The organism is Chryseobacterium vaccae (genome assembly GCF_009602705.1).
Lineage (GTDB): Bacteria > Bacteroidota > Bacteroidia > Flavobacteriales > Weeksellaceae > Chryseobacterium > Chryseobacterium vaccae.
The window spans coordinates 3,413,811-3,431,106 of record NZ_VSWH01000001.1; the positions used below are offsets into that span (position 1 = coordinate 3,413,811).

Annotated in this window: 21 protein-coding genes; 7 read left to right on the plus strand and 14 right to left on the minus strand. The window is 37.9% G+C overall.

Features of this window, described 5'->3' with window-relative positions; all coding sequences use genetic code 11:
• The first annotated feature begins 4 nt into the window (after window positions 1-4).
• A complete protein-coding gene (gene nth, locus FW768_RS15545) occupies window positions 5-625 on the plus strand; it encodes an endonuclease III (protein WP_153396937.1) in 621 nt (206 codons plus the stop codon).
• Window positions 626-628: 3 nt separating this feature from the next.
• Here nth and FW768_RS15550 read toward each other — a convergent pair whose 3' ends face one another.
• The 3 genes from FW768_RS15550 to FW768_RS15560 all read right to left on the minus strand — a co-directional run bounded on the left by FW768_RS15550 (window position 629) and on the right by FW768_RS15560 (window position 3,393).
• Complete coding sequence (locus tag FW768_RS15550) at window positions 629-991, minus strand: hypothetical protein (RefSeq protein ID WP_153396939.1); 363 nt, start codon at window positions 989-991, stop codon at window positions 629-631.
• Between the two features lie 3 nt (window positions 992-994).
• A complete protein-coding gene (locus tag FW768_RS15555) occupies window positions 995-1,441 on the minus strand; it encodes a DinB family protein (protein WP_185151986.1) in 447 nt (148 codons plus the stop codon).
• A 155-nt stretch (window positions 1,442-1,596) separates the two neighbouring features.
• Window positions 1,597-3,393, minus strand: a complete 1,797-nt coding sequence (locus FW768_RS15560; protein ID WP_153396941.1) for a DUF885 domain-containing protein — start codon at window positions 3,391-3,393, stop codon at window positions 1,597-1,599.
• Window positions 3,394-3,559: 166 nt separating this feature from the next.
• Between FW768_RS15560 and FW768_RS15565 the strand changes: the two genes are divergently transcribed.
• The 4 genes from FW768_RS15565 to FW768_RS15580 all read left to right on the plus strand — a co-directional run bounded on the left by FW768_RS15565 (window position 3,560) and on the right by FW768_RS15580 (window position 6,225).
• The gene (locus FW768_RS15565; protein ID WP_153396943.1) at window positions 3,560-4,021 is read left to right on the plus strand and encodes a hypothetical protein; all 462 of its coding nucleotides are present in this window, start codon (window positions 3,560-3,562) and stop codon (window positions 4,019-4,021) included.
• Between the two features lie 173 nt (window positions 4,022-4,194).
• A complete protein-coding gene (locus FW768_RS15570; protein WP_153396945.1) occupies window positions 4,195-4,899 on the plus strand; it encodes a MotA/TolQ/ExbB proton channel family protein in 705 nt (234 codons plus the stop codon).
• Window positions 4,900-4,908: 9 nt separating this feature from the next.
• Window positions 4,909-5,307, plus strand: coding sequence for an ExbD/TolR family protein (locus FW768_RS15575; RefSeq protein ID WP_153396947.1), 399 nt, complete (start codon window positions 4,909-4,911; stop codon window positions 5,305-5,307).
• Between the two features lie 33 nt (window positions 5,308-5,340).
• The gene (locus FW768_RS15580; RefSeq protein WP_153396949.1) at window positions 5,341-6,225 is read left to right on the plus strand and encodes an energy transducer TonB; all 885 of its coding nucleotides are present in this window, start codon (window positions 5,341-5,343) and stop codon (window positions 6,223-6,225) included.
• A 15-nt stretch (window positions 6,226-6,240) separates the two neighbouring features.
• Here FW768_RS15580 and FW768_RS15585 read toward each other — a convergent pair whose 3' ends face one another.
• The 9 genes from FW768_RS15585 to FW768_RS15625 all read right to left on the minus strand — a co-directional run bounded on the left by FW768_RS15585 (window position 6,241) and on the right by FW768_RS15625 (window position 13,868).
• Window positions 6,241-6,633, minus strand: coding sequence for a hypothetical protein (locus tag FW768_RS15585; RefSeq protein WP_153396951.1), 393 nt, complete (start codon window positions 6,631-6,633; stop codon window positions 6,241-6,243).
• 117 nt (window positions 6,634-6,750) lie between these two features.
• A complete protein-coding gene (locus FW768_RS15590) occupies window positions 6,751-8,154 on the minus strand; it encodes a nucleoside recognition domain-containing protein (RefSeq protein WP_153396953.1) in 1,404 nt (467 codons plus the stop codon).
• A gap of 204 nt (window positions 8,155-8,358) precedes the next feature.
• Window positions 8,359-8,868, minus strand: coding sequence for a DUF6973 domain-containing protein (locus FW768_RS15595; RefSeq protein WP_153396955.1), 510 nt, complete (start codon window positions 8,866-8,868; stop codon window positions 8,359-8,361).
• A 54-nt stretch (window positions 8,869-8,922) separates the two neighbouring features.
• Window positions 8,923-9,777 (minus strand): acetyl-CoA carboxylase, carboxyltransferase subunit beta, encoded by an 855-nt coding sequence (gene accD / locus FW768_RS15600; protein WP_153396957.1) that lies wholly within the window; start codon window positions 9,775-9,777, stop codon window positions 8,923-8,925.
• An 89-nt stretch (window positions 9,778-9,866) separates the two neighbouring features.
• The gene (fbaA, locus tag FW768_RS15605; RefSeq protein ID WP_153396959.1) at window positions 9,867-10,937 is read right to left on the minus strand and encodes a class II fructose-bisphosphate aldolase; all 1,071 of its coding nucleotides are present in this window, start codon (window positions 10,935-10,937) and stop codon (window positions 9,867-9,869) included.
• A gap of 69 nt (window positions 10,938-11,006) precedes the next feature.
• Window positions 11,007-11,873 (minus strand): NAD kinase, encoded by an 867-nt coding sequence (locus FW768_RS15610; protein WP_153396960.1) that lies wholly within the window; start codon window positions 11,871-11,873, stop codon window positions 11,007-11,009.
• 1 nt (window position 11,874) lies between these two features.
• Window positions 11,875-12,525: a CBS domain-containing protein gene (locus FW768_RS15615; protein ID WP_153396962.1), complete on the minus strand. Its 651-nt coding sequence runs from the start codon at window positions 12,523-12,525 to the stop codon at window positions 11,875-11,877.
• 187 nt (window positions 12,526-12,712) lie between these two features.
• Window positions 12,713-13,243: an RNA methyltransferase gene (locus FW768_RS15620; protein WP_153396964.1), complete on the minus strand. Its 531-nt coding sequence runs from the start codon at window positions 13,241-13,243 to the stop codon at window positions 12,713-12,715.
• 4 nt (window positions 13,244-13,247) lie between these two features.
• Entirely contained in the window at window positions 13,248-13,868 is a 621-nt protein-coding gene (locus tag FW768_RS15625) for a toxin-antitoxin system YwqK family antitoxin (protein ID WP_153396966.1), read from the minus strand.
• 55 nt (window positions 13,869-13,923) lie between these two features.
• Between FW768_RS15625 and FW768_RS15630 the strand changes: the two genes are divergently transcribed.
• On the plus strand, window positions 13,924-14,523 hold the full coding sequence (locus tag FW768_RS15630; RefSeq protein ID WP_153396968.1) for a hypothetical protein: 600 nt from the start codon (window positions 13,924-13,926) through the stop codon (window positions 14,521-14,523).
• Window positions 14,524-14,533: 10 nt separating this feature from the next.
• Here the strand turns inward: FW768_RS15630 and FW768_RS15635 are convergent, their stop codons facing one another.
• Window positions 14,534-15,412 carry a bestrophin family protein gene (locus tag FW768_RS15635; RefSeq protein WP_153396970.1) on the minus strand — a complete coding sequence of 293 codons (879 nt, stop codon included), beginning with the start codon at window positions 15,410-15,412 and terminating at the stop codon, window positions 14,534-14,536.
• 264 nt (window positions 15,413-15,676) lie between these two features.
• Between FW768_RS15635 and FW768_RS15640 the strand changes: the two genes are divergently transcribed.
• Window positions 15,677-16,555: a cupin-like domain-containing protein gene (locus FW768_RS15640; RefSeq protein WP_153396972.1), complete on the plus strand. Its 879-nt coding sequence runs from the start codon at window positions 15,677-15,679 to the stop codon at window positions 16,553-16,555.
• Between the two features lie 151 nt (window positions 16,556-16,706).
• Here FW768_RS15640 and FW768_RS15645 read toward each other — a convergent pair whose 3' ends face one another.
• A complete protein-coding gene (locus FW768_RS15645) occupies window positions 16,707-17,237 on the minus strand; it encodes a GNAT family N-acetyltransferase (RefSeq protein WP_153396974.1) in 531 nt (176 codons plus the stop codon).
• Window positions 17,238-17,296: the final 59 nt, after the last annotated feature.

Genomic DNA, 17,296 nt, shown 5'->3' on the forward strand with positions numbered 1-17,296 from the left:
TTACATGACAAAAAAGCAAAGAGCAGAACTCGTTCAGCAGGAATTAGAAAAATTATATCCTACAACACCTATTCCGCTGGATCATACAGATCCGTATACATTAATGGTTGCCGTGGCTCTTTCTGCCCAGACAACAGATAAAAAAGTTAACCAGGTTACTCCTGATCTTTTCGCCGTAGCCGGAACACCGCAAAGAATGGCCAGACTGGAAGAATTCGAAATTAAGGAACTGATCAAAGAAATAGGATTATCCAATACAAAAGCCAAAAACCTGAAGAGAATGGCAGAACTTTTACTGGAAAGGCATAACGGTATCGTTCCGCAGACTTATGAAGAATTAGAAGCGCTTCCGGGCGTAGGACATAAAACTGCATCTGTTGTCATGAGCCAGGGATTTGGTTTTCCCGCTTTCCCGGTAGATACACACATTCATCGTCTTATGACCCAATGGAAGCTTACCTCAGGAAAGAATGTGGTGGAAACGGAAAAAGATGCCAAGAAACTATTCCCGGAAGAAGTATGGAATAAGCTGCATCTTCAGATTATTTTCTATGGCAGAGAATATTCTCCTGCGAGAGGAAAGGGAGAAAAAGATTTTATCACGAAGATGATGTTTGAGCAATAAAATTTATTTCTTTGGTAGGCTTTTTTGTACAAAATCCTGATTTAGTATCTGTGTAAACAGTTCTTTGTAGAGAGCAGTAGCCAGATCTGTACTGATATCTGTAAGTGGGTCTTCATATTCCATAGAAAGAGATCCCCAGCCGTTTGTTGAAAGAACAACATGGCAGAAATCATCCTGTATAAAACTTTCAACTTCAATGTTGAATTCCCGACAAAGAGCAATGAAGCTGGTATAAATATCCGAATTCTTAATTTTTTCATCAATGGTGTTGATGACTAGGGTATTGTTTCCTTCGTTTCCTTGTTTCTTCAAAATTACTTCTTCAAAGCTGGAGGTATTAATGACAGGAGTAAACGCTTTTTTCATATTTTATCTATCAAGTAATCTTCTGTGATAATTAATCTGTCCCAGATGATAATCCAGATGGGTAATCAGGTGGATCAGAAAATATCCTGTAGTCATTTTATCTTCAAAAACAACAAGAGGGTATTCTTTTTCAAGATCTTCCGGAGTTAATTGGCTGAGAACAGTATTGATCATGGTTAATGTTGCCTCAACTTTTTCAGTAAGCTCTGTTTTGGGAATGTCTTTTAATGAAAATTCAATATCCCGGTTTCTGATGTAGCCAGTGTTACCAAGGTGTGCACCTATAAAATGATTGAGGTTTCCAATGAGATGGAGACATAGGTTTCCCGCAGAATTAGAGATGTTTTGATCCGTTTTCCAGATCACAGCTTCCTGCTGATACGCTTCGATTTCCGCTTTTAATTTATTCAGATCCCTATTATAAAGAGATTGGAGGCTTTCTATGATCATGTTTTAGTGTATTGTGAGTTTTAATTATTGAAGAAAATCAAACCAGATTTCTTTCCTTTAAATACTTGCTGTTAAAATTATAAAATTTGAGCATTCATTTAAACAAAACATAAAAAAATGGGATCATCATCAATGTCCCATTTTCTTATTATTTTTTATTTCTGTTTCTTAGCCCAGAGCTTCATTTTTCTGTCTAATACATCCAGCGGAAGGCATCCCTGGCTTAATACCTCATCATGGAAGCTTGCCAGACTGAATTTTGTACCCAGCTCTTTCTGATACTTATCTCTCAGTTCACGGATCTTTAGTGAGCCGATTTTGTAGCCCAGAGCCTGTCCCGGCATTGCCATATATCTTTCCACTTCAGCGGTTGCGCTGGCTTCGTCATAAGAGATATTGCTTAGGAAATATTTGATGGCTTCTTCTCTCGTCATCGTTCCCGTATGGATTCCTGTATCTACAACAAGTCTTACCGCTCTCAGCATCTGATCACTTAAATAGCCCATTTTCTGGTAAGGATCGGTGTATAGACCGAATTCAGGTCCCAGAGTTTCACAATAATGAGCCCAGCCTTCACCGTAAGCTCCAAACCAACCAAATCTCATGAATTTGGGAAGCTTTGTGTTTTCCTGCTGCAGAGAAACCTGATAATGGTGCCCCGGAATAGCTTCATGAAGGAAAAGGGATTCCATTCCTGAAGTTACATTGAATTTTGAAGGATCAGGAAGCGGCATATAAAATATTCCCGGTCTTTTTCCATCCGGAGTTCCCTGGATATATTCTGCACTGGCACTGGCTTCTCTGAATTTCTCGGTCTGTCTGATTTCAAATTTCGTTTTTGGTGTGACACTGAACATGGTTTTCAGCTTCGGCGTAATCTTCGTCAAAATACCGTTGAATCCGTCCAGAACTTCCTTAGACGTTTTATAAGGCATTGCTTTTGGATCTGTTTTTACAAAATTGATGAATTCTTCCAGAGATCCTGTAAATCCTAACTGTTGTTTTACCTTTTCCATTTCAGCACGGAGCATAGCCACCTGCTGTAGCCCGATTTTGTTGATTTCTTCAGGACTTTTCTTGGTGGTAGTCCAGCTTTTTGCATAATACCTGTAAATCTCATTTCCGTTAGGAAGACTGTTATAGCCATCGGTATCCCTCGCTTTCGGAAGATATTCTTTCTCCAGGAAAGTTCCCATTTTGGTATAGGCAGGAATGATCTTTTTGGTGATGATTTCTTTATACTGTGCACTGAACTTATCTTTCTGCTCTCTGGTAAAGTTTTTCGGGAACTTTCTGATCGGTCCGTAGAAAATATTTTTTTCCATATCGGAAGTGGTGATCTCCTCAGCTTTCATTTGAGGAATCATTTTTACCACCAGTTTTTTAGGAAGCACAATCTTATTGCTGATCCCTTCACGGAAATTTTCCGTGGCAGTATTCATCCACTCAGGGAATTTTTCCATTCTTTTCATCCAGTCGCTGTAATCCTTTTCTGTTTTAAATGGCTGGCTTCCTTCACCGCTTCCATAGAGAGGAAAAGTTAGAGGCAGTCCGCCAAACTGTGTAAAAGGAATATATTCAGGATGATAAGCATAAGCTTCGGTTTTATCTTTTAAAGTATAATCCAGCACATCATATACCACTTTATCTTCATCCGAAAGACCTTTATAATCTACACTTTCCAGCTGCTTTTGCACTGAATTATAAAAAGCGATCTCACCAGAGATAAAATCTTTGTCGATGTTGATCGGAAGCTGGTCATTATATCGCAGATCTCCCTGAGAGGTAGCCTCCAGAGGATATAATTTAAGAGCCTGTTCATAATAATTGGCTGCAATAGAGTCCAGATTGGTCGGGGTCACTTTTGTCAGGGGTGAATCTGATTTTTTGCACGAAGCAAGTCCTATCATCAGTCCCAATCCTAAAATGCTTTTTGATAAAATGTTTTTCATTTTCAAAATCTTTAGGAAACAAAAGTAAGTATTATTGCGATATACAGAATAATTGATGAATGATTTAAAAAAATAATTTTCAAAATATTTTCAACTTAAGATCAATTTTTTATCTTTGTCTAAAACGTTTAACAATCATATTATTACAGCTCTTTTTTAAGAAATAATGAAAGGGATTTTAAAAATTTACCATCCGGACGAGACCCTAAAATACAATATCAGAAATACTTATTGTAAAGCGGTATACAGCAACCAGCAGCACTTTCTAGAGGTTGAAGTGATCACGGATGACGGACTGGATCATGTAGACGATGATTCACTGCAGTACAACTTTCCACAGCTTTCACTTGAGGTTTTCGATTTTCCGATTGAATCAGCAGAAATAGAAGGAAAGACCATTATGATCAATGATTCCGAAGAAGACACCTACACTGAGGTAGATCTTTTCGACGATGAAGAAGCCTTTATTTATGATAACGAGCTTCTTTTCGAGAAAAACGAAGAAGGAGAACTTCAGGTCATCTGGAAGGGAACCATTGATGATTTCTATACCGGATCTGATCAGCCGATCCCATTCCGATTAAAATGCGAATTTAAGCAGGACGACATTGAAGTAGACGAAGACTAAGCACTTCAGTTATCCTTATTTTATACCAGATTTCTTTTCAAAAACTCTTTTGGAAAGAAATTTGCTGTTGATGTATTATAACAAATTTAAGTTGTTTTTAAGCATTTTTTAAGAAAGCAATTCATAATATTCCACTACATTTGTCGTTAAAACTTTTATAAAAATTCACATTAATGCTGTTAACGGAACTTACTCAGATTTTATTTGCACAAATTACTGCACCTGCAGTTGCAACAGACGATTTAGAATTTTCATTTTGGAAGATCATGTTCCACGGAGGAGCTTTCGCTAAAATAGTGATGGTAACCGTTTTGGCTCTGGGTGTATTTTCTCTATACCTGTTTTTTGAACGTTTCTTCTTTATTAAAAGGCTAACCTCAAAAACAGATTCCAATTTTATGGATAATATTGAAGATTTTATCAAAGAAGGAAAGATAGAATCTGCAGCTGATTACTGTAAAAGACAGAACTCCCCTGAAGGAAGAATCCTGGAAAAAGGAATTTCGAGATTGGGACGTCCGGTTTCTGATATTGTAAGCGCTATGGAATCTCAGGCGCAGGTAGAAGTGGCCAATATGGAAAAGAATCTTAACCTTCTGGCTGTTGTGCCGAGTATTGCACCAATGCTGGGGCTTTTAGGAACAGTAATCGGGATGATTATTGCTTTCTTCAATCTTTCTCATGCAACCGGTTCTTTCTCACCAAAAACACTATCTGAAGGTATTTATACTGCATTAGGGCAGACGGCGGTAGGTTTGGCTGTAGCAATTCCTGCTAACTTTTTCTACAATATCCTTTTGACAAGAATTGATAAATTTGTATTGAAGGCTCAGAATATGTCAGGTGAATTTTTAGACCTTATCAACAAACCTTTATAATTCTGTTGTATGAAAATTCAGAGAAGAAATAAAGCTAACCCCGAATTCAGCTTGGCAGCGATGACCGATGTGATCTTGCTGATGCTGATATTCTTTATGATCACGTCATCAGCAGCCAATCAGAGTGCTATTGATGTAAAGCTGCCCAAAGCGGGAGCTGTTGAGGATAATATTCCCAATCCTCTTACCGTGAGCATAAAACCGGACGGATCTTATTATGTAGACGATAATCCGGTAACAAAAGACCAGCTGGAGCAGATCATTGTTAGTAAATTAACAGGTCAGACCAATAAATCCTTCACGATAAGAGCTGATGAAAATACGCTTCACAAAGATTTTGTATTTGCAATGGAAATTGCTGAAAAGCATAAATTTAATGTAGCTATTGCAACCGTTAAAGACAAATAATAAAGCCGGAATACCGGCGGAATATATTGTAAAATGAGAAGTTATACTGTAAACAAAAACGAAGAAAACCGCGACCGGATAAAAAGCGCATTGCTTTCTGTTCTGATATGGGCTGCTGTCCTTCTTTTTGTTTTTTTATATAAACTGAAACCCGATCTGGAGCAGCAACCGGAAGTGGTTACCACTATGCTTGTCAACTTTGGGGATAACAGAAACGGTAACGGAATTGAAGAACCTGCCGATCAACCGGGAAGCCTGGCTGCTGCAACAGAAGACGTAACTCCGGAGCCTGTAGAAACGCCTGTTCCTGAGACAAAAACAGTTGTGAAACCAGAGCCTGCACCTGAACCGAAAAAGAGAGAGGTTAAGGAGAAGATCATCACCGGAAACAATTCCAAAGTAGCAGTTCCTAAAAAAGAAGAATCTAAGAAGGCTGATAATAAAGCTTCTGCCAGCTCAAGTTCTTCAAAGGCTACTAAAAAAGCAGGGGCTGCAACAGCCAATTCTAAAACAGGAACCGGAGATGGCAAAGGAAATGCAGCTATTGGAAACCTGATCAGAGGAAGAGGAACGAAAGCCGGAAGTCAGGGAACAGGAGAAGGAATAGGTAATGCAGGAGATCCTTTAGGAGGAGACGGAAATGGAGACAGCAAAGTAGGAATAGACCGAAAACTGACGGGCTACATTCCCGGAACAATGGGAAGAGGAGGTGCACAGCCTTCACACAGTTGTACAGCCAGCGGTTCCATTACCATTGCCTACACTGTAGATAAAGCCGGAAATGTAGTGTCTGCGAGAAGAGCAGGAGGAGTTTCAGATCCTTGTGTTTCTTCCACTTCTGTAGCGTGGGTTAAAAAATATGTGAAAGCTGAAAAAGCAAGCACATCTTCCACCGGAACGTATAAAATTACATTCTAAAAATACAAAAGCACTTTATTCAAGTGCTTTTTTTATTTCATTAATTCTGTTGATGACCGGAAGGGCAAAAATGCCGCTGGTCTGAAGATAGAGCTCATAAAACGTTTGGGCCTTATCCAGAAAATCATTGTTCTGATCTTGTTTTCCTTTAAAATAGAAAAGGTTTCCCAGCATTTCGTAGTAGTCTTTGCGATCTCTTTCCTGTCTTTCGTTGACAAGAGCGATCATTTCTTCTTTAGTCATCGAAGAAACCTCAGTAAAACTCATTTTGAAAATATCTCTCATCAGCGTATCGAAATCAAGCTCTTTCTGCATCAGGCTTTCTTCCGGTTTATCCAAAATCAGTTTTTCCAATGCCTGAGTTAACTGGCGGATCAGTCTTAATGTGAATTCTTTATCTGTAATCATGATGTTTTTATTTGTTGCTGGTTACTGGTTATGTTCGCCAGTTTAATTGAACGTATTTTATAAAGTTATTTATTTTTCCTCCTAAAAGTTTATATTGTTCCTGTTTTTAATAACTCATCAAGCAAAAAACAGATAAGCCAATGCAATCGATGTAATAACTCCAACCAAATCGGCCAGAAGCATAGCAATTACGGTGTATCTCGTGTTCTTTACAGCTACGGCTCCAAAATATACGGCAATCACATAAAACGTCGTATCTGAGCTTCCCTGAAGCACGGCTGCCAGTTTACCCTGGAAGCTGTCTGCCCCAAAAGTGGCCATAGTATCTACCATCATTCCTCTGGCTCCCGAACCGGATAAAGGTTTGATCAGAGCTGTAGGAAGTCCGTCTACGAATCTTGGATCGAAACCGGCGGTATTCGCTACCCATTTCATTCCGTCGATGATTACATCAAAAACACCGGAAGTTCTGAGTAATGAAATCGCGATCAGCATTCCTACCAGATAAGGGATGATCTTCACACAGGTGGTGAAACCTTCTTTGGCTCCTTCAATAAACGCATCAAAAACATTGATCTTTTTATAAACAGCTCCTAATACGATCGCAAGGAAAATAAACAAAATAAGACCGTTGCTGAGTACTTTACTGAAATCATCCAGTTCATCTTTGCTTAAACGAACCAGATAGAGCACGAGAAGCCCGATTATAGCAGAAATTCCACCTACATAAGCAATCACTATCGGACGAAGAAGGTTGATCTTCTGATACAAGGATACAATAATCATCGCAGCCATTGTTGCGGCAAAAGTAGCGATCATACACGGAAGGAAAATATCTGTCGGGGTTTTGGATCCCATTGATGCTCTGATCGCAATAATGGAAACCGGAATCAGCGTCATTCCGCCCGCATGGAGACACAGAAACATGATCTGTGAATTACTGGCGGTATCTTTATTCGGGTTTAAAGTCTGAAGACTTTCCATCGCTTTAAGGCCGAAAGGAGTTGCAGCGTTGTCCAGACCGAGAAGGTTGGCACTGAAATTCATCAGCATATGCCCGAAAGCCGGATGGTTTTTAGGAATGTCGGGGAATAATTTGGAGAAAAAAGGCTGAATAAAACGGCTTAAAAGGTTAATTCCGCCAGCTTTTTCAGCAATACTCATGAACCCCATGAATAATGTCATAATTCCAATCAATCCAATACAGATCTTTACGGCTGTTTCGGAGGTTCCGATCACACCATCTGCTTCCTGAACGCGGTAAACTTTTACATTTTGTTTTAAAGAATCTGTTTTATAATGAATTCTGCTGTCTGCAAAATCATTTTTTTTCATCAGGCTGTCCTTAACAATAGGAGAGAGGCTGTTCATTGGCTGAGCGGCAATCTGAACCGTATCACCACCTTTTCCCACCACCATATCGTTGAAAATGGTCTTGTAGTGACTGGATGAAATGTATTTTATACTGGCAATGGCAATGGCAATAATAATAAAAGCCGACCAAATTCTGCTGAGAACCATCTGATTGATTTAATTGATTAAACTTATTAAAAATACTTTAAACCGCAAAAGACCCCAGAAGATTTAAAGAGTCATGTTTCTATAAAGTTAATAGGATTCTGTTGAGGAATGCTTTTAAGTTTTTGAAAATCATCTGTTTTAATGTGATACCCGTTAGAGTTTTATAGATTTTTTTGCGTATTCTATGCGTGAAAATAAAGTAATTTACTCTTCCAGGTAGACAAGATGTCCTTCAAAATCATCATCAAGGTTCTTCAGGACTTTGGCCTCATCCATTTTTTTAACTAGGCCATCTATAAAAAAACTTTTTTCAAAAAACTGACGGTGAATTCCCGGAAGGAGTTCCATAAAATAATCCATACCGATTTTGTTGTTATGAAGATCCATTTTGGTTTCTAAAGGCTTATTGGGAAAGAGTTCTTCATGCATATCGGTCATTCTTTTACAGAAATCCAGTGCTTTTTCAGGAGAAGAAACCTTACAGCAGTACATCATGATGAAACAACACCATAGTGCGTGTCTGAAAGAGTTTCCAATTCCGTTATTAGAGGCGGTTTCGGGAAATTTTTTCTGCGCGATGGCAAAAGCCTTTACCGTTGCATGAAAGCTTAGTAAAGCAAAAAGAGGATGAGGAAGGATAAGCGATAAAAGACGCATAATCTTTTTAAAGCTCATACTTCGGATGGTATTAAAAAATATCTTAAAAGTCCTCATAAATAAAAATCTCTCCCCAATTAGAGAGAGATTGTATTGTTTTTGTTACAGATACTATGCTTTTACGGCTAATAAATTAACTGTTTTTGCTACAGTATCCTGAATTTCTGTTCTTTTAACAATGAAGTCTACAAATCCTTTTTCCTGCAGGAATTCAGAGGTCTGGAAGCCTTCCGGAAGGTCTCTTCCGATGGTTTCACGGATTACTCTAGGACCTGCAAAACCGATCAGTGCACCCGGCTCAGCCATAATAATGTCTGCCGTCATGGCGAAAGAAGCGGTAATCCCTCCAAAAGTAGGGTCACACAGATAAGCGATGTATAAAAGTCCGGCTTCTGAAAGCTGGGCCAATTTAGCCTGAACTTTAGCAAGCTGCATCAGGGAATACGTTGCTTCCTGCATTCTCGCTCCTCCGGACTGACAAATGATCATATACGGAAGTTTGTTAGCGATACAATAATCTACCGCCCTTCTGATCTTTTCACCCATTACAGAACCTAAAGATCCTCCAATGAAAGCGAAATCCATACATGAAACCACCATTTCGGTTCCTTTTACGGTTCCTACTGCATTTCGGATAGAGTCAGTAAGCTTTGTTTTGGCTTTTACTTCCTTTAAACGGTCTTTATAAGGCTTTGTATCTTTGAAGTTCAGGATATCAATACTTTCAACATTGGCATCCAGTTCTGTGAACTTACCTTCGTCAAAAAGGATCTCAAAAAATTCTGCACTTCCTATTCTTACATGAAATCCGTCTTCAGGAGAAACGTAATTATTTCTCTTCAGTTCATCATGTTCCACTATTTTTCCTGATGGAGTCTGGTGCCATAGGCCTTTAGGAACATCCTTTTTTTCATCAGTAGAGGTGGTAATGTTTTTTGCTTTTCTTTTAAACCAGTCGAATGCCATTTTATATTAGTATTAATGTATAAATGTAAAATGTATTAATGTAAACGTGTCCTGATGGATGTTTTTACATTAATACAAATGTACAGTTCTTATTTTAAAGTATTTACGTTATTTAAATCTTCAAACGCTTTTACCAGTCTTGTAGAGAAAGTTTCCTCACCTTTTCTAACCCATACTCTCGGGTCGTAGAATTTCTTGTTAGGTTTTTCTTCTCCTTCAGGGTTTCCGATTTGTGATCTCAGGTAATCGATGTTGTTTACCATATAATCTCTAACCCCTTCTGTATAAGCAAACTGAAGGTCAGTATCAATGTTCATTTTGATCACTCCGTAGTCGATCGCTTCTCTGATTTCTTCTAATGTAGAACCAGAACCTCCGTGGAATACGAAATTGATCGGCTTGTCTGCTGTTCCGAATTTCTCCTGAACATATTTCTGAGAGTTGTCAAGGATTTTTGGTGTAAGAACCACATTTCCTGGCTTGTAAACTCCGTGTACGTTACCAAAAGCAGCAGCGATGGTAAAGTTATCAGAAATCGCTTTTAGTTTTTCGTAAGTATAAGCGATATCTTCCGGCTGTGTGTATAGTTTTGAATTGTCTACGTCTGAATTGTCAACACCGTCTTCTTCACCTCCTGTTACTCCGATCTCTACTTCAAGAGTCATCTGAAGTTTAGCCATTCTTTCAAAATATTGAACTGAAATGTCTAAGTTCTCTTCTAAAGATTCTTCAGAAAGATCAAGCATGTGGGATGAATAAAGAGATTTTCCGGTTTGTTTGAAGAATTCTTCATTAGCATCCATTAGTCCGTCAATCCAAGGTAATAATTTCTTGGCACAGTGGTCTGTATGTAAAATTACAGTTGCTCCGTAAGCTTCTGCTAAAGTGTGAATATGCTTTGCTCCGGCAATTGCTCCTAAGATAGCAGCTTTCTGTCCGTCATTGCTTAATCCTTTCCCTGCGTTGAAGGCAGCGCCTCCGTTTGAAAACTGGATAATAACAGGTGAATTTAATTTTGCTGCAGTTTCCATCGTAGCGTTTACGTTGCTAGAACCAATTACGTTTACTGCAGGCAGTGCAAATTTGTTTTCTTTAGCGTACTGAAAAATGTCGGTAACTAACTGACCTGTGGCAACTCCTGCCGGAAAAATTCTGCTCATGTTTTACTTTTTATTTTTATTATTAGGCGTTTTTAAATTCCTGTAAAGGTAATCATTTTTGAGGAATTACTAATTTCTTTTGTCCCTGCCCCAAAGCAGCTTCTGACGGATCGTTTCGTAGAAGCTTAAATGGTTAGGCTGTACCAGAAGGATCTGGAAATCCGCCTTTTTGATGATAATTTCTTTATCAGTTTCAATATGAATCAGCCTGGAATCCAAAGAAAGGGAATATTGAGGAACTCTGCTTTCTACTTTAAATTTGATCTCCACCCTGTCATTCACAACTAAAGGTCTCACATTCAGATTGTGAGGGGCAATAGGAGTGATGACGAAATTCTCGTTATTCGGGGAAATGATCGGGCCGCCACAGCTTAAAGAATAAGCGGTAGAACCTGTAGGGGTAGAAACAATAACCCCGTCACCCCAGAAAACATTCAGAAACTCATCATTAATATAAGAGTCTACAGTAATCATAGAGGTGGTTTCTTTTCTCGAAACGGTAACGTCATTCAGAGCATATGGGAAAAAATCATCAGATGTTGGTGAAACAACCTGAATAACCGCACGCCGGCTTGTTTTAACATCTCCTTTTAAAATGGCATCCAGCTCTTTGAATGCTTCTTCTTTGGTAAAGCTTGCCAGAAATCCTAATCTCCCGGTATTTACTCCCACAATCGGAATTTCAAGATCTTCAATGAAAGTAAGCGAGTTCACAATGGTTCCGTCGCCTCCGAAAGTAAAAAACAGGTCTACTTTCTTATCCAGAAGATCCTGCTTATTGTTGAAGGTTTCAAATATCTTCGAAAACTGAAGGGCCTCAGCCATTTCATCGTACAGAACAGATTTTACACCTCTGTTTTCAAGCTCAGAAATGAACTTGCTTAAATATAAAAAAGTATCGAGGTCTTTTTTCTGGGAGTATATGGCAGCCTTCATGTTAGATTTCTATAAATTTTTGGAAAAATCCGAACCGGTTTTTAAACAGATCTGATTTTTCATCAGAATAAAATTTTTCAACGATTCTATAATCGTACCGGTCAAAAGTGGAGTCTATCGAGGATAAATTTTCATGGCTGATCTTGATGGTCACATGAATGACTTCATCCGATATAAAACTGATAAATCCACCGTAAAATTTCGAATTATTGCTTTCTACAATATTGGCGATTTCCGTCATCGAATACTTTCTTGCAGGGGTTTCTATCGTAAGGATAGCACCGCTTTCAGAAAACAGGGGATAACGGGACAGGTCCTGAAAAATATCTTCACTGGTAATGTAGCCCTGGTATTTTTCATTTTTGTTGATCACCGGAATAACATTAGCGTTGAAGGTATGGAACAAACGGATGCTGTCCATCAGATTACTATCCTCCAGAATCGTAAATCGTTCAAGCTGGTGTTCAAGATCTTTCAGAACTCCATTGGCTTCATACAGGAAATCTTTGGCGATAGCTCCGTAGAAGTGATGGGATTTTTTGATGAAAACATGAGAATATCCAAAATCTTCTAATGTATCTCTTGCTGATTCAATTGAGTCAGTCAGGCTAAAACACGGAAAGTCCTTTGAGATATAGTCCTTGATAAACATTGTGCTAATTTATAAAAAATTAAATGAAATAATTTCTGAAAACAAAACTTTTTTTCTGGAAAAATAAAAAAAATGAAATTAAAATTTGTTTGTAAAGAAAAAAAAGGTACCTTTGTCGCCTTTCATTTTTACTTTTTATTAGATTTATTTCAAACTGCACTGTCTACTAAGGACATATGCAGTTTTTTTATTTTAGGGCTTTTGCAAATTCCCACATCACGATTCCGCCGCATACGCTTACATTAAGAGAATGTTTGGTTCCCAGCTGAGGAATTTCAAGGAAAGTATCAATATTCGGAAGTGCTTCATCGCTGATTCCCTCCACTTCATTCCCTAAGATCAGGGCATATTTCTTTGATGGGTCGATGCTGAAATCAGTAATCATTCTGCTGTCGGAGGTCTGTTCAATGCCAATAATCTCATATCCCTGGGCTTTATAGTCGCTGATCGCTGTGTTGATGTCACTTTCATGGCCCCAATCTACACTTTCTGTAGCTCCCAGTGCTGCTTTGTGAATCTCACGGTGAGGAGGCTGAGGGGTAATACCACAGAGAATAATTTTTTCAATAAGAAATGCATCCGCTGTTCTGAAAGCCGCACCTACATTGTGCATACTTCTGATGTTGTCTAAGATAATAACGAGTGGAATTTTCTTAACTTTTTTAAACGTTTCCACATCAATTCTGTTAAGTTCTTCCAGTTTTAATTTTTGTACCAATGTTTTATTTTGTAGAGATTAATTGTCCGTCTTTATAGACTTCTGTTTTTTCAATGCTTCCGTCTTCACGGTAATGAATTCTGTTTCCATGGCGTTTGTCGTTGACCAGTTCCGTTTCCCGCTGGAGCTTTCCCGAAGGATAATAAACCTTCCATTTCCCCTGGGCCAGACCTTTTTCATAGAACCCAATCTGTTTTACAGATTTTCCGTCTTCATGATAGAGCTTGCTCTCGCCATCCAGTTTCCCGAATTTATAATTGGAGACTTCATTTATTTTTCCGTTCGGAGAGTAGAAAGTAGCTGTAGAATTATCGTCATAGATGTTTTTTTCACCATTTCTGAAATATTCTTTGGAGGCAAGAACGCCGTTTTGGTTATAATAAGTCCATTCTTTAGACTTATAGCCTTTCTTGTTTTCACCTTTCGCCTTTACTTTTCCGTTCTCATAGTAATATACAGCGTCTCCGTCTATTTTACCTTTTTTCCATTCCACGACCTGCTTTACCTGTCCGTTTTCATAAAAATCTTTGCAGGAACCATCCTGTAAACCGTCTTTAAATCCACAGGGTTTTTGTGCTATAACCCACGTTGAAGTAGAGATCAATAGCAGAAAAATGTATTTCATAGATTTTTTTATTTCAAAAATAGCAAAATAGTTATATTTGATTTAAAATATTAGTATGAAAAAAATATCCGTTTTACTGTTGTTGGTATTGGGTTTTATTTTTATGAAGGCACAAAACACCTATTTTCCGCAGGTTTTTTTTGATAAAAAGATAGCCCGTGATATGCTCAGCTTCGGAAATTCCACCATAGAAGGGGTTGCTTCCACTAAACAAAAAAATAACTGGGGAATCAAACCCGTATTCGGAACAAAACATTATGCTCCCAAAGGAACCGTTGTGATGCTTTTTCCTGTAACACCTTATTTTGAAGAGTTCTATAACATGAGGAAGAAGTATGAAAACAAAAAAACTACGGTTTACATGTCTGAAGAAGCCTTCAAATATAAAATTGAAGCCTTAACGGATGATCACGGACGTTTTAAATTTGAAAAACTGAAACCCGGGAAATATTATCTTGAAACCATCGTTAATTTCACAGCAACAGCCAGCTATCAGGAACAGACGGGAAGAACAGATACCTATAACGGAATGGGAGGGTATATGTATTCTTCACCAATTTATCAGACTTTTTTCTATGGCTACTCAGCCGCCAACAGGGAGAGTAAATTTGTAGAAATAAAACAGGACGGAGAACTCAAAGAAATCAACCTTTAAGGCTGATTCCTTATTTTTTGCTCATGATCTGATGAACATTTTTTTCGATATTCTGAGCTAATGTTTCCATTGGAATATCATTTTCATCATTATTAAAAGGATCTTCAATCTCTTCTGCAATAAGTTCAAGGCTCATCAGCACGTAATATACAAAAACGGTAAGAGGGATCATGAAAAGCCCGATGGTAATTACATAAGCAATAGGAAGCGCAAATACATAAAGGATAATGAACTTCTTAATGAAAGAAGAATAAGAGTAAGGAATAGGAGTGTTTTTAATTCTCTCACATCCTCCGCATACTTCCAGAAAGCCGGATAATTGGGTGTCCAGATAAAGCATTTCAATTTCTGAAATTTTACCTTCTTTTTTCAACTGGTTCAGCTTATGGCTTAAAAGGATGATAATTTCACTTGGCCCGTGATTTTTAAGTGATTTTTCAATTTCAGAATAATCTTCATCCAAAGCCAGTCTCGTAGATTCTTTGGAAAGGTGCTTGGCTAAAAAGTGAGGAAAATATTTTAAATATCGTGAAATCTGTTCTGCATCCTGGCGGTTATCCCCAAGAATGGTATTGATCTTTATGGCAAAGTTTCTGGTGTCGTTCACTAATTTTCCCCAAAGTTTTCTCCCTTCCCACCATCGGTCATAAGCCGTGTTAGTTCTGAAAACGAGTAAAAGAGACAACACAAATCCCAGTAAAGAATGAATCATTCCTACATTGCTGACAGCGGATTTGGACGTCAAATGGAAATATTCAACTTCTAAATACTGAATTCCCCAGGAATATAACCCTACAAGAACCATACTAGGAAACAGAATTTTTAAAGTGTCACTTTTATGTAAGCTGAAAAGGATTTTCAGGAAATGTTTGGTGTTGTAGACTCTCATAAATTTACTTGGTATTACAAATATAATTTTTTTTCATTTTATCTGTTTTCCGTACGAGACATCCTGTTTTAAAAATATTTTGTGTCTTTGGCATAAATTTTTTTTAATGTCTCGGTAAATAATCTTTCAGCTCCCATAAATTCTATAGTTTTCAAGGATAAGAGAAAGTCATTGATGGAAAATGATAACGAATATTAGCTTTAAGTTTCTGCAGATTTTAAAAAAACACTATTTTTATTTCACATTAAATAACAGAAAAATAAAATGATCCTCGAAAATGTAGATGTTGTTAACGATATCAGCAAAGAAGACTTTCAGAACAACTATTTCAGGAAGCAGAAGCCGCTTCTGATTAAAAATTTTGCAAGCCGCTGGGATGCTTTCGATAAATGGAATCTTGCCTATATCCGTGAAAAAGCAGGTGATCAGGAAGTTCCTTTATATGATAATAGACCGGCTGATGCCTCTAAAAGTTCAGACGCTCCGGTAACACATATGAAAATGAAGGAGTATATTGATACTATTAAAAGCAAACCCTCCGACCTTCGTATTTTTTTCTACATTATCACAGACCGCCTTCCGGAACTGCTGAAAAACTTTACTTATCCGGATCTGGGGATGAAGTTTTTTAAAAGGCTTCCCACATTGTTTTTCGGAGGCAGTGAAGCTCACGTTCTGATGCATTATGATGTAGATCTGGGTGATTTTATGCATATTCATTTTGAAGGAAAAAAGAGAATTCTGCTGTTTGATCAAAAGCAGTCTCCTTTCCTGTATAAAGTCCCATTATCTGTTCATACCATTTATGATCTGGATTACGAAAATCCGGATTACGAGAAATTCCCTGCATTGAAATACGCCAAGGGCTATGAAATTTTTATGGAGCACGGAGATGCCCTTTTTATTCCGGGAGCATTCTGGCACTTCAACCGTTATCTTGAACCGGGTTTTTCCCTTTCACTAAGAGCACTTCCCAACAAGCCGAAAGTTTTTGCCAATATGCTGTACCACGTTTTTATCATGCGTTACACAGATAAGATTCTGCGTAAACTGTTTAAGGAAAAGTGGGTGAACTATAAGCAGAAATGGGCCTATGAGAAAAGCTCGGAGGCGTTGGAGAAACATTTAAAAACAGGGAAATAGTTTTTTAGACAGGAAGAAGGAAAAGGGAGGATGGAAGCTCTGATTTGTTCTCAACATTATTTTTGAGCAGCAATAGATTTTAAATATCAGATAGGGAAAATTTGAAGAAAAAGTACTTTTGTTTTTCTGGTTTCAAAAACTTCCCTCTTCCTTACTCATTAATCAATCCGAAAATTTTGGCATCCACAAACTTTCCTTTCTCAAAGAAGAAATCGCGGAGAAAACCTTCTTCTTTAAAGTTAAGAGATTTTAAAAGTTTTTCAGAGGCAATATTGGCAGGATCGATGAAGGCATCTACCCGGTGAAGCTGTAGGGTTTCAAATCCAAAGGTTAAAATAGGAAGAACAGCTTCTTTCATATATGAGTTTCGCCAGAATTTTGGATTCAGCTCATATCCAATCTCAGCTTTATAATGTTCTTTGTGCCAGTTGTGATATCCGCAGGTTCCGATGACTCTCTTTTCAGATTTAAGCTCCAATGCCCAGCGGAATCCCTTTCCCTTCTCGAATTCACCATTGAAATGAGTGATGATATTCTGAGCGTCTTCTATGGTTTTAAAAGGAGCCAGGTCATAATATTCCATTACTTCATTAAGAGAAAAGTATTCAAACAGATCTTCTGCATCATCAGGAGTAAGCTGCCTTAAGATAAGTCTTTCAGTTTCTAATACCGGATAGATCATTATGGTTTATTTTACTGAAAAATACGATAAATATTTTGTTTTGAAGAACATTAGTATCA

Excerpts from the sequence above, each read along its gene's own strand:
- FW768_RS15570 (WP_153396945.1), top strand. The coding sequence starts at position 4,195 with ATGCTGTTAACGGAACTTACTCAGATTTTATTTGCACAAATTACTGCA.
- FW768_RS15630 (WP_153396968.1), top strand. The coding sequence starts at position 13,924 with ATGAAAAAAATATCCGTTTTACTGTTGTTGGTATTGGGTTTTATTTTT.
- FW768_RS15550 (WP_153396939.1), bottom strand. The coding sequence starts at position 991 with ATGAAAAAAGCGTTTACTCCTGTCATTAATACCTCCAGCTTTGAAGAA.
- FW768_RS15640 (WP_153396972.1), top strand. The coding sequence starts at position 15,677 with ATGATCCTCGAAAATGTAGATGTTGTTAACGATATCAGCAAAGAAGAC.
- FW768_RS15615 (WP_153396962.1), bottom strand. The coding sequence starts at position 12,525 with ATGTTTATCAAGGACTATATCTCAAAGGACTTTCCGTGTTTTAGCCTG.
- nth (WP_153396937.1), top strand. The coding sequence starts at position 5 with ATGACAAAAAAGCAAAGAGCAGAACTCGTTCAGCAGGAATTAGAAAAA.
- FW768_RS15575 (WP_153396947.1), top strand. The coding sequence starts at position 4,909 with ATGAAAATTCAGAGAAGAAATAAAGCTAACCCCGAATTCAGCTTGGCA.
- fbaA (WP_153396959.1), bottom strand. The coding sequence starts at position 10,937 with ATGAGCAGAATTTTTCCGGCAGGAGTTGCCACAGGTCAGTTAGTTACC.
- FW768_RS15560 (WP_153396941.1), bottom strand. The coding sequence starts at position 3,393 with ATGAAAAACATTTTATCAAAAAGCATTTTAGGATTGGGACTGATGATA.
- FW768_RS15595 (WP_153396955.1), bottom strand. The coding sequence starts at position 8,868 with ATGAGGACTTTTAAGATATTTTTTAATACCATCCGAAGTATGAGCTTT.
- FW768_RS15590 (WP_153396953.1), bottom strand. The coding sequence starts at position 8,154 with ATGGTTCTCAGCAGAATTTGGTCGGCTTTTATTATTATTGCCATTGCC.
- accD (WP_153396957.1), bottom strand. The coding sequence starts at position 9,777 with ATGGCATTCGACTGGTTTAAAAGAAAAGCAAAAAACATTACCACCTCT.
- FW768_RS15645 (WP_153396974.1), bottom strand. The coding sequence starts at position 17,237 with ATGATCTATCCGGTATTAGAAACTGAAAGACTTATCTTAAGGCAGCTT.
- FW768_RS15625 (WP_153396966.1), bottom strand. The coding sequence starts at position 13,868 with ATGAAATACATTTTTCTGCTATTGATCTCTACTTCAACGTGGGTTATA.
- FW768_RS15555 (WP_185151986.1), bottom strand. The coding sequence starts at position 1,441 with ATGATCATAGAAAGCCTCCAATCTCTTTATAATAGGGATCTGAATAAA.
- FW768_RS15610 (WP_153396960.1), bottom strand. The coding sequence starts at position 11,873 with ATGAAGGCTGCCATATACTCCCAGAAAAAAGACCTCGATACTTTTTTA.
- FW768_RS15635 (WP_153396970.1), bottom strand. The coding sequence starts at position 15,412 with ATGAGAGTCTACAACACCAAACATTTCCTGAAAATCCTTTTCAGCTTA.
- FW768_RS15565 (WP_153396943.1), top strand. The coding sequence starts at position 3,560 with ATGAAAGGGATTTTAAAAATTTACCATCCGGACGAGACCCTAAAATAC.
- FW768_RS15580 (WP_153396949.1), top strand. The coding sequence starts at position 5,341 with ATGAGAAGTTATACTGTAAACAAAAACGAAGAAAACCGCGACCGGATA.
- FW768_RS15585 (WP_153396951.1), bottom strand. The coding sequence starts at position 6,633 with ATGATTACAGATAAAGAATTCACATTAAGACTGATCCGCCAGTTAACT.